The 9,970-nt window shown below is 61.8% G+C and carries 7 protein-coding genes; 2 read left to right on the forward strand and 5 right to left on the reverse strand.

The window, feature by feature from the left end; genetic code table 11:
* Positions 1-169 precede the first annotated feature (169 nt).
* The gene (locus tag J4E53_RS16685) at positions 170-799 is read right to left on the reverse strand and encodes a response regulator transcription factor (protein ID WP_060740366.1); all 630 of its coding nucleotides are present in this window, start codon (positions 797-799) and stop codon (positions 170-172) included.
* 121 nt (positions 800-920) lie between these two features.
* Positions 921-3,317 (reverse strand): PAS domain S-box protein, encoded by a 2,397-nt coding sequence (locus tag J4E53_RS16690; protein WP_103308213.1) that lies wholly within the window; start codon positions 3,315-3,317, stop codon positions 921-923.
* 74 nt (positions 3,318-3,391) lie between these two features.
* On the opposite strand from J4E53_RS16690, the gene J4E53_RS16695 reads away from it, so the two are divergent.
* Positions 3,392-4,384 carry an alpha/beta hydrolase family protein gene (locus tag J4E53_RS16695; protein WP_060740364.1) on the forward strand — a complete coding sequence of 331 codons (993 nt, stop codon included), beginning with the start codon at positions 3,392-3,394 and terminating at the stop codon, positions 4,382-4,384.
* A gap of 177 nt (positions 4,385-4,561) precedes the next feature.
* Here J4E53_RS16695 and J4E53_RS16700 read toward each other — a convergent pair whose 3' ends face one another.
* Genes J4E53_RS16700 through J4E53_RS16710 form a run of 3 tightly spaced genes read right to left on the reverse strand, consistent with a single transcriptional unit; the run spans position 4,562 to position 7,024 of the window.
* Positions 4,562-5,329: a TerB family tellurite resistance protein gene (locus tag J4E53_RS16700; protein WP_060740363.1), complete on the reverse strand. Its 768-nt coding sequence runs from the start codon at positions 5,327-5,329 to the stop codon at positions 4,562-4,564.
* Between the two features lies 1 nt (position 5,330).
* The gene (murU, locus tag J4E53_RS16705; RefSeq protein ID WP_060740362.1) at positions 5,331-6,002 is read right to left on the reverse strand and encodes an N-acetylmuramate alpha-1-phosphate uridylyltransferase MurU; all 672 of its coding nucleotides are present in this window, start codon (positions 6,000-6,002) and stop codon (positions 5,331-5,333) included.
* The gene (locus J4E53_RS16710) at positions 5,999-7,024 is read right to left on the reverse strand and encodes an aminoglycoside phosphotransferase family protein (RefSeq protein WP_103308211.1); all 1,026 of its coding nucleotides are present in this window, start codon (positions 7,022-7,024) and stop codon (positions 5,999-6,001) included. The genes murU and J4E53_RS16710 overlap by 4 nt, the downstream gene beginning before the upstream one ends.
* A 130-nt stretch (positions 7,025-7,154) precedes the next feature.
* Here J4E53_RS16710 and J4E53_RS16715 point away from each other — a divergent pair, with 130 nt between their 5' ends.
* On the forward strand, positions 7,155-9,953 hold the full coding sequence (locus tag J4E53_RS16715; RefSeq protein ID WP_060740360.1) for an LPS-assembly protein LptD: 2,799 nt from the start codon (positions 7,155-7,157) through the stop codon (positions 9,951-9,953).
* The last annotated feature ends 17 nt before the right edge of the window (positions 9,954-9,970 follow it).

Genomic DNA, 9,970 nt, shown 5'->3' on the forward strand with positions numbered 1-9,970 from the left:
GCAAGTAAGGGCAAAAAGCGCTGTCGGGGTGTGTCGCAAATGGATATGCCGACACAGAACCCTGTGGGAGCGAGCTTGCTCGCGATAGCGGAGTGTCAGCCGACATCAATATTGAATGTGCCGCCGCCATCGCGAGCAAGCTCGCTCCCACAAGGGGAAATTGCGGGGCTCAGAGCAACTTGTGCTCCATCGCATATTTCACCAACTCGGCCAATGAGGTGATGTTGAGTTTCTGCATCAGCCGCGCCTTGTGGGTGCTGATGGTCTTGCTGCTCAGGGCCAGTTGCTGGGCGATGTCGTTGACGTTGGCGCCCTGGGCCAGGCGTTCGAAGACCGAGAATTCACGCTCGGACAGCAGCGAGTGCAGCGGTCGCGTGTCCGTCAGGCCGACTTCGAAGACCATGCGGTCGGCCAGGTCCGGGTCGATGTAGCGCCCGCCGGCCGCGACCTTGCGAATCGCCATGAGCAGCAGGGCCGGGTCGCTGTCCTTGGTTGCGTAGCCCGCGGCGCCGACCTTCAGGGCACGGGCGGCCATTTGCGCCTCGTCATGCATCGACAGCACCAGGATGGCCGGCGGATTGTTCAACGCACGGATCCGCGGGATCGCCTCCAGGCCGTTGACACCCGGCATGGAGATATCCAGCAGCACCACTTCGCAGGGCACCTGGCGCAGGGTTTCGAGCAACTGTTCGCCATTGCTCGCCTCCCCCACCACCAGCAGATCCTTGGCCAGGCCGATCAACTGCTTGATGCCTTCGCGGACGATGGTGTGGTCTTCGGCTACCAGTACACGGATCACATTGCTCTCCAGATTCAAGATCTCATCGCGAGCCAGCTCGCTCCCACACGGTGTGTGTACACCTCAATCGATGTGGGAGCGAGCTTGCTCGCGATAGCGTCAGCCCAGCCAACCCAAACCATCAGGCCTCATTCAACGGCACCCGCACCGACAGGGTGGTGCCCTCCCCCGGCTCACTGTCCAGGGTCAACTGTCCGCCCATGATCAACACCCGTTCACGCATGCCGACCAGGCCAAAGGACGTTGGCCGGCTCGTATCGGCAATAAATCCTACACCGTCGTCACTGACAGTCAGACATAAATCAGCGCCTTGCTGAACCAGCGTCAACTCCACAGTATGCGCCTGGGCATGGCGCATCACGTTGGTCAGCGCCTCCTGGAGAATCCGAAACAGGCCGATGGCCTTGGCGTCGCTCAGGGGTGGCAGGTTGTCCGGCACCTGCACCAGGCAAGGAATCTGCGTTCGCGCCTCGAAGCGCCGGGCCTGCCATTCGATGGCCGAAGCGATGCCGGCATCCAGGATTGGCGGGCGCAATGCCGTCGCCACATCCCGCACCAGCTGGAACAGCTGAGCAATCAGGCGCTTCATGCTGTTAAGCCGCTCATGCAGGCCCGGGTCGAGTTGCGCGTAGGCCAATTCACACATGGAAGTTTCAAGCTTCAACACCGTCAGCATCTGGCCCAGCTCGTCGTGGACCTCCCGGGCAATCCGCGCTTTTTCCTCTTCCCGCACGCTTTCCAGGTGCGCCGACAACTCGCGCAACTGCTCCCGGGAACTGGCCAATTCCAGTTCGATGCGCTTGCTGTCGGTGATGTCCCAGACGATACCGTCCCAGACATAGGCGCCATCCTCAAGGCGCCGAGTGATCGCCTTGATCTCGGCCCAACGCTCCTGGCCTTCGCGGGTCAGGATACGGCCCTGCCATGACCAGTCGCTGTCGGTATCCAGCGCCTGGTCCTGGGTGCGGTGATAATCGGCCTTGTCCTGCGGATGCACCAGACTGCGCAGCCCGGTGTCGCTGCGGGCCAGGGTTGCAGGGGAATAGCCCACCAGGCTTTCGCTGCCTTCGCTGATGTAGGCAAAGTCGATCTGGCCGGTCACCGGCGCCCGCTCCAGGCGAAAGACCAGGCCCGGCACGTTGGCGGCGATGCCTTGCAGCCGCGCCTCGCTTTCGCGCAACGCCGCCAGCGCACGTCGGCGCTCGGTCACATCATTGAGGTAGACCACCAGGTATTCGGCGTCGCGAAAACGCAGGAAACTCAGGGAAACGTCGGTCGGCAGAATACTGCCATCGGCTCGCACGCACTCGGTTTCGAAGCTCAGCGGCCCCTCTTCACTGGCCCGGGCGCGCTTCCACAGATTCAACCAGCGATCCATGTGCAAGCCCGGCTCGAAGTCGATCAAGGGCCGCTCGATGATGGCGCCCGAGGCGTAGCCGAGCATGGTTTCGGCCGCTCGGTTGGCATAACGCACGTGGCTGTCCCAATTGACCCACAGGATGCCGACCGTGCTTTGATCGATGGAGAACTGGGTCAGGCGCAAGGCTTCTTCGCTGGCTGCACGCTGGGCGATGTCTTCCCTCGCGGCACGCAGGCGGCGCTCCAGTCCACGTTGCTGGCGGCGCTGCCAGAACACGATGGCGACACTGCTGAGCAGCAGGGCCAGGATCAACAGGGTCAGGTTCTGCCAGAAACCCGGGGTCTCGGTCAGGCGCGGGTATTTTGGCTTGAGCCAACGACTGTGCAGTTGCTCCAGCTCCTTGGCCGGGATTGCCTGCAACCCTCTGTCGATGATTTCTGCCAGCTCCGGCCAGTCCCGGCGTGTGGCAACCCGTAGCAACTGCGGCAGGCCAATGTCGCCCACCACCGCCAGCTCGGCGAATTCGGGTTCGACCATCAACCTGCCCAGTTGCGCCTCGTCGACCACCGCGTACCGGGCCTGCTGGGTCAGCAGCAATTGCAGGGCCTCGCGCTCCATCGGCACGCCTTGCAGGTTCAGCGTCGGGTAGTTGCTGCGCAGGTAATCGGCCGTGGCACTGGGCATGCGCACCACAACGCGGGCCTGGGCGTCGAGTTTTTCCAACTCCACCCCCTCGGCGCCTTTCTGCGCACCGACGATCAATTGCGGCACGCGCATGTAGGGATCGGAAAACTGCCAGAGCTTGAGCCCGCCTGGGGATTGGGTCAGGCCCGGAGCGATGTCCACCTCGCCGGCACGCAATGCCGCTTCCAGTTGCGCCACGTCCTGGAAGTTGCGCCAGGTCAGCTCGACGTTCAGCGCCTTGCCCAGCCATTGCATCAACTCGACATTGGTGCCGGACAAACGCTGCAAGCGCCGGTCGTATTGCGCATAGGGCGCCTGCAAGACCAGGCCGACCCGCCACTGCGGATGTTGCACCAGCCATTGGCGCTGCCCTGCATTCAATTGCACCCCAGGCGCCGACGGCGCGGGCGCGGCCCACGCCATCAAGGGAAGCCATAAACAGCCGATAACCCACAGGCAGCAAAAACGCATCATTGAAGTCTCATGCACTGACAAATACTGACCAACCCATTAGGCTGCCGGAAATACTTCTGGTCATGGAATATCCAATGCCCTCTGTTTATCGCCTGGCGTTGCCAGCATTGTGCCTATCGCTGATCCTGCCAAGTGCCTTTTCTGTCCAGGCCAGCGAAACGGCCCCCGCCGCCGAGCAACCCGCCGGGGAAAAACCTGTCGAGCGCCAGCCTTTGCTCGAGCGTAGCCAGGAAGAAGCGGCTGCACTTGGACGAACAGTCCCGCCCCAGGAACAGCAACAGTTGCAGACCGGCAGCGACACCTTCCTCGCACTGTGGAAACCGGCCAATACCAGTGACCCCAGAGGCGCGGTCATCATCATCCCCGGTGCCGGCGAAACCGCTGACTGGCCTCAAGTCGTCGGCCCATTACGCAAAAAGTTGCCCGATGTCGAATGGAGCAGCCTGAGTATCACCCTGCCGGACCTGCAAAGCGACGTCATTGCTCCTCGCGTGGAGGAAGCCGCGCCCGAGACCAAACCGGCCGACACCGCTGCCGCGGCACCGGACGCTACCACTTCGGCGCCGATCGAACAGGTCGCCGGCGGCGAAGCCGATGCGGTGGATCCGCTCGTTGCGCAAACCGATGAAGAGCATGCCAAGGCCGACGCCGAGCGCATCTTCGCCCGCATCGACGCGGCGCTGGCCTACGCCGAACAGCAAAGCGCACGCCGTATCGTGCTACTGGGCCATGGCACCGGCGCCTATTGGGCCGCGCGTTACTTGAGTGAAAAGCAACCCTCGCAAGTCGAACGCTTCGTGATGGTGGCTGCGCAGACTCCGGTCACTGCCAAACCCGGCCTGGCTGAACTGACCCCGACCTTGAAACTGGCGACCGCCGATATTTTCTACATGGACAAACCGCTGGATCGCAACGCGGCGCTGGAGCGCTTGCAGGCGAGCAAACGTTTGAAAGGTTCGACCTTCAGCCAAGTGTCCCTCAAGGCCCTGCCGAACCCGTCGGCGGAGCAGGAGCAGCTGTTTCGTCGGGTTCGGGGTTGGTTGAATCCGCAAAAGGCAGGGGAGTAAGGCTGACAGCTGGCCAAGCCGAACACTAACTTTGTGGCGAGGGGATTTATCCCCGCTGGGTTGCGCAGCAACCCCAAAGCCCGCGCGACAACACAATCTGATGGCCAGTGCTGAGCACTTGAGCGGGGATAAATCCCCTCGCCACAGTGGTTACCTTCCTCTCTACTGTTATCCCTTCTACCGAAAATCCCGCCGCTCGCGAATCAACCGATAGGCGTTATGCAGCTCTCGGGTTTTGTCGGTGGCTTCACGCACCTGCAAAGGCGTCGCCCCGCTGCCGGCAATCTTGTCCGGGTGATGGCGGCTGAGCAGTCGTCGGTAAGCACGCTTGATCTGCGACGGCTCGCTGGTGGCCGAAACCCCCAGCAAGCGCAAGGCCTCCTGATAGGTCACGCCGGCGTTGGGCCGCGACAGTTTCTGCGGTTCGTAATCAGCCGCCAGCGCCTGGACCTGTTGCGGCGTCCAGCCCAACCAGCGGCCCCATTGGGCCACCAGCTCTCGCTCGCCGACACCGGCACGCCCATCGGCCCAGACCATCCGCCAACAGGCGCGCAATACCCCTTCAGCCGCATGGGGCTGGACGGCCAGGCGACGCATGTAACCGCGCAACCGATCGTTTCCGGACTTGCCCCGGTTGAACGCCGCGATCGCCCGGCGCTGCGCCGATTCACTCAAGTCCAACGCCCGCATCTCCTGGCGAGCCTGCTGGATGTGGCCGTCGACCACACGCCCATCGCATTTGGCCAAGCGCCCGAGCAATACGAACAACAATTCATCGTTGCGCAACGCCGGACGGCCGCCCAGACGCTCACGTACTTGCGCCCAGCCCTGCAGGTTCAGGCGCCGGTCCAGCGCCTGCCCCAACAACGCACCAAGCATGGCCCCCGGAATGCTGGCGATGGCAAAGCCTGCCCCGGCTCCAATCAGAGTCCCTGGCCACCACATATCAACCGCTCGCTTCTATCAAGGTTTCGACCTGCGCCAACCGTTCATGGGTGCCGACATCGACCCAATGTCCTTTCAGGTGCTCGCCACTGACGCACCCTTCGGCCATGGCCGTGCGCAACAGCGGTGCGAGCTTGAAGGCACCGCCTGTGCAACCGTCGAACAAGCGCGGGTGCAGGACGGCAATGCCGCTATAGGTCAGGTTGTCGGCAGGTGTTTGCCCATCGTGAACCTTTCCGTCGGCCAGGATGAAATCGCCGTCCGGGTGATGCTCTGGATTATCGACCAGCACCAGGTGCGCCAGCCCTTTGAGCGGCCTGCGCAAGACGCTGAAATCGTAGTCGGTCCAGATATCGCCGTTCACCACCACAAACGCGTCATCGCCCAGCAGCGGCAAGGCCCGGAAGATTCCACCACCGGTTTCCAACGGCTCGCCTTCGGGTGAAAACCGAATGCTCACGCCAAAACCCGAACCGTCCCCCAGGTGATCTTCGATCTGCTGGCCGAGCCAGGCGTGATTGATCACGATCTCGGAAAAGCCGGCCTTGGCGAGCGCCCGCAAGTGGTATTCGATCAAGGGAACGCCACCCACGCGAATCAACGGCTTTGGCGTGGTGAGGGTCAAGGGGCGCATGCGCTCGCCCTTGCCCGCCGCCAGGATCATTGCCTTCATTCTGTTGCTCCGGCCAACTGCCGCAGGCTGCCAAGCAGCTCATCGAGCGGTGCCAGTTCAGGACGCCGGGCGATGACCGCATCTATATAAGCAAAGAAACGCGGCACATCACCGAGGTAACGTGGTTTGCCATCACGGTGGCAAATGCGCGCGAAGATCCCGATGACCTTGAGGTGACGCTGCACGCCCATCAAGTCGCTGGCCCGCAGGAAATCCTCGAGATCCGGCTGGACGGGAATGCCAAGGGCGCCAGCCTCCTGCCAGTAACGCTCCAGCCAACCACGCACACGCGCCTCGGGCCAACTGAGGAAGGCATCCTTGAACAGGCAGGTCACGTCATAGGTCACCGGGCCATAGACCGCATCCTGAAAGTCCAGCACACCGGGGTTCGGTACGCTGAGCATCAGGTTGCGCGGCATGTAGTCGCGGTGCACCAGCACTTTGGGCTGGGCCAGGGCGCTGTCGATCAACAGCTCGCTGGCCTGTTGCCAGAGTTGCTGCTGGGCCGGATCGAATTCGATGCCCAGCTCGCGCTTGACGTACCACTCGGGAAACAATTCCAGCTCCCGACGCAGCAACGCGACATCGTAGCTCGGCAACGGCGCGACCATCGGCAGTTGCTGGAAAGCCAACAAGGCCTGCAAGGCATCGCCGAATAAATCGTCGGCATTTTCGCTGTCGATCACGTCCAGGTAGGTCTGATTGCCCAGGTCATTGAGCAAAAGAAAGCCGCGCTCGAGGTCTTCGGCATAAATTTTCGGCACGTTGATACCGGATTTCGCCAGTAAAAAAGCAATATCCACGAAGGGTTTGCAGTTTTCCTGGGGCGGTGGCGCATCCATTACGATCAAACTGCGGCCCTCGCCTTCCCAGCGGAAATACCGCCGGAAACTCGCGTCACTGCTGGCGGCGGTCAACGTGGCCGGGGGTACGGTGCCCCAGCCCTGTTGAGTGAAAAGGATCGGCAGTTGTTCATCGAGCCAAACTTTCAGGTGTTGCAAGCGTACATCTTGGTCGGGCATTGCAAGGGTCTCCGACGGCGCTAGCCGTCAAGCGGGTCATGCTTTATTATCCAGCATCTTTTTCAGACCATCGAGAGGCGTGCGGCCCACACCGCGGGCAGATGGCACGCAGGAAGCCCGGACTAATAAGATGGCATTGAAATCCCCCGCGTTTCGTAAAAAATTTCCGTTGCTGGTCACCGGCAGTCTGCTGGCCCTGCAACCCCTGGCCTCTTCATTCGTCGTCGCGGCGCAGCAGTATGACTGCTCCGTCTCCGCTTCGGGTGCCTGGGACTGTGCGCCCAAGACACCGGCCGCCGCGTTGCCGCCGCGTCCCGTGCATGACGGCAGTGCGGTTTCCGACAGCGGCGCGGCACCAGCCGACAGCAGCTCGGGCGAGGAAGCCGGCGAAAAGCCGATGCTCGTTACCGAAGCCAAGGGCCGCGGTCTGAAGTCGCGCAGTGCAGACTACAGCCACCTGGATTGGGTTCCACGCGAGAATCTCACCCCGGCGCAACTGGCTGAAACCGGTCCTTACTGCGCCGGTGCCTATATCGAGCCGACGCGTCCTGGCATGAATGACAAGACCGCCAAGAGCGATGCGCCCACGTTCCTCGGCGCCAAGGCTTCACGCTACCAGCAGGAAGAACAGGTGGCGACCCTGGCCGGTGACGTGGTCATGCGCCAGGGCAGCATGCAGGTCGAGGCCGACGAGGCCAGCCTGTACCAGGCCGAGAACCGTGGCGAGCTGAGCGGCAACGTGCGGGTTCGCGACAACGGTGCGCTGATCGTCGGCGACCACGCCGATGTACAGCTGGACACCGGCGAAGCCAAGGTCGACAACGCCGAATACGTGATGCACAAATCGCGCATCCGCGGTAACGCGCTGTACGCCAAGCGTGCCGAGAACGCGATCATCCGCCTCAAGGACGGTACGTACACCACGTGCGAACCGGGCAGCAACGCCTGGACGCTCAAGGGCAACAACATCACCCTGAACCCGGCCACCGGCTTCGGCACCGCGACCAACGTGACGCTGCGGGTCAAGGACTTCCCGGTCCTGTACACGCCGTACATCTACTTCCCGATCGACGACCGTCGCCAGTCCGGCTTCCTGCCGCCGACCATCGGCAGCGGCAGCGACACCGGCTTCCTGCTGGTCACCCCGTACTACTTCAACCTGGCGCCGAACTACGACGCCACGTTGTACCCACGCTACATGAGCAAGCGCGGCCTGTTGATGGAAGGCGAGTTCCGCTACCTGACCAAGTCCAGCGAAGGTCAGTTCGGTGCCGCATACCTCAACGACGAAGACAACGAGCGCAGCGGGCAGAGCGACTACGACAAGACCCGCTACATGTACAACTGGCAGCACAAGGGCGGCCTCGATTCGCGCGTGCTGACAGAAGTCGACTACACCAAGATCAGCGATCCGTACTATTTCCAGGATCTTGAAAGCGATCAGATTGGTATCGAGTCCAATGATTACGTCAATCAGCAAGGCGCAGTCAGCTATCGTGGCGACAGCTACACGGCGCGGGTGAATGCCCAGGCCTACCAGATGGCAACGATTTCGAAGATCACCCCTTACAACCGCTTGCCTCAGATCACCTTCATCGGTGAGCTGCCGCAACACCCGTATGGACTGGACCTCGCCTACAAGACAGAGCTGGTGCGGTTCGATCGTGATCTGCGGACCGGCGCCTACACCGACGAAGACGGTAACTCCGAGCCAAGGCTGGACTCCAACGTTCGCGGACTGGCACGGGCCAACGGTACTCGCCTGAATCTGGCACCGGTAATGAGCCTGCCGATGGAAGCCACCTACGGCTTCATCACGCCGTCGCTCAAATACCAATACACCCAATACGATCTGGATCTGGACGGCACTGGCAAATCCCAGATCGCCGCGCAATCCGCCGAGACGGATCGCCTGCGCGGCACGTACAGCGGCAGCCAGAGCCGCGGCGTCCCAATCGCCAGTATCGATAGCGGCCTGTATTTCGACCGTGATACCCAGTGGTTCGGCACCAACTATCGCCAAACCCTGGAGCCACGCCTGTTCTATCTCTACGTACCTGAGAAAGACCAGAGCGATATCCCTGTGTTCGACACCGGTGAGTACACCTTCAGCTACTCCTCGCTGTTCCGTGACAATCGTTTTTCGGGCTCCGACCGTGTCGGCGACGAGAACAAACTGTCGCTGGGCATAACCAGCCGCTGGATCCAGGAAAACGGTTTCGAACGCCAGCGCATCAGCGTCGGCCAGGCCTTTTACTTCAAGGATCGCGAAGTCCAGTTGCCGGGCATCGACTTCAAGACGCGCGAAGACGCCAAATCGGATGTCTCGCCTTACGCCCTGGAGTATGAGTTCCGCTGGAACCGCGATTGGCGCACCACGGCTACCTATAACTGGGACCCGGACACTCGCAGCCCTCGCTCGGGTAGCGCGATGTTCCACTACCAGCCTGAAGACAACCCGAACAAGGTCATCAACGCCGGTTATCGCTATCGCAACGACCAGGTCCGTTACGACCAGACTACGGGTCAATGGTCCGTGGGCGGTGGTGACTACGGCACGCCTGGCCAGCCTGGCTACGTGAAGGACTACTACAAGATCCAGCAGCACGACTTCTCGGTCATCTGGCCGATCGTGCCGCAGTGGAACGCCATCAGCCGCTGGCAGTATGACTACAACCGCAACCGTACCCTGGAAGCCTTCGGTGGTTTCGAATACGACAACTGCTGCTGGAAATTGCGCCTGATCAACCGTTACTGGGTCGACTACGAAGAGTTCAGTCAAGCCGCCCCGGAAAACGAAAAAGGCGACCACGGCGTCTTCCTCCAAATTGTTCTGAAGGGACTCGGCGGCCTCACCGGCGCCAAGGTAGAGAGCTTCCTCGACAAAGGCATCCAAGGTTATCGTGAACGTGAAGACCAAGCTTTCTGATTGTCTGCGCCCGCTGA

It is taken from the genome of Pseudomonas sp. FW305-28, assembly GCF_017351395.1.
Taxonomy (GTDB): Bacteria; Pseudomonadota; Gammaproteobacteria; order Pseudomonadales; family Pseudomonadaceae; genus Aquipseudomonas; species Aquipseudomonas fluorescens_AA.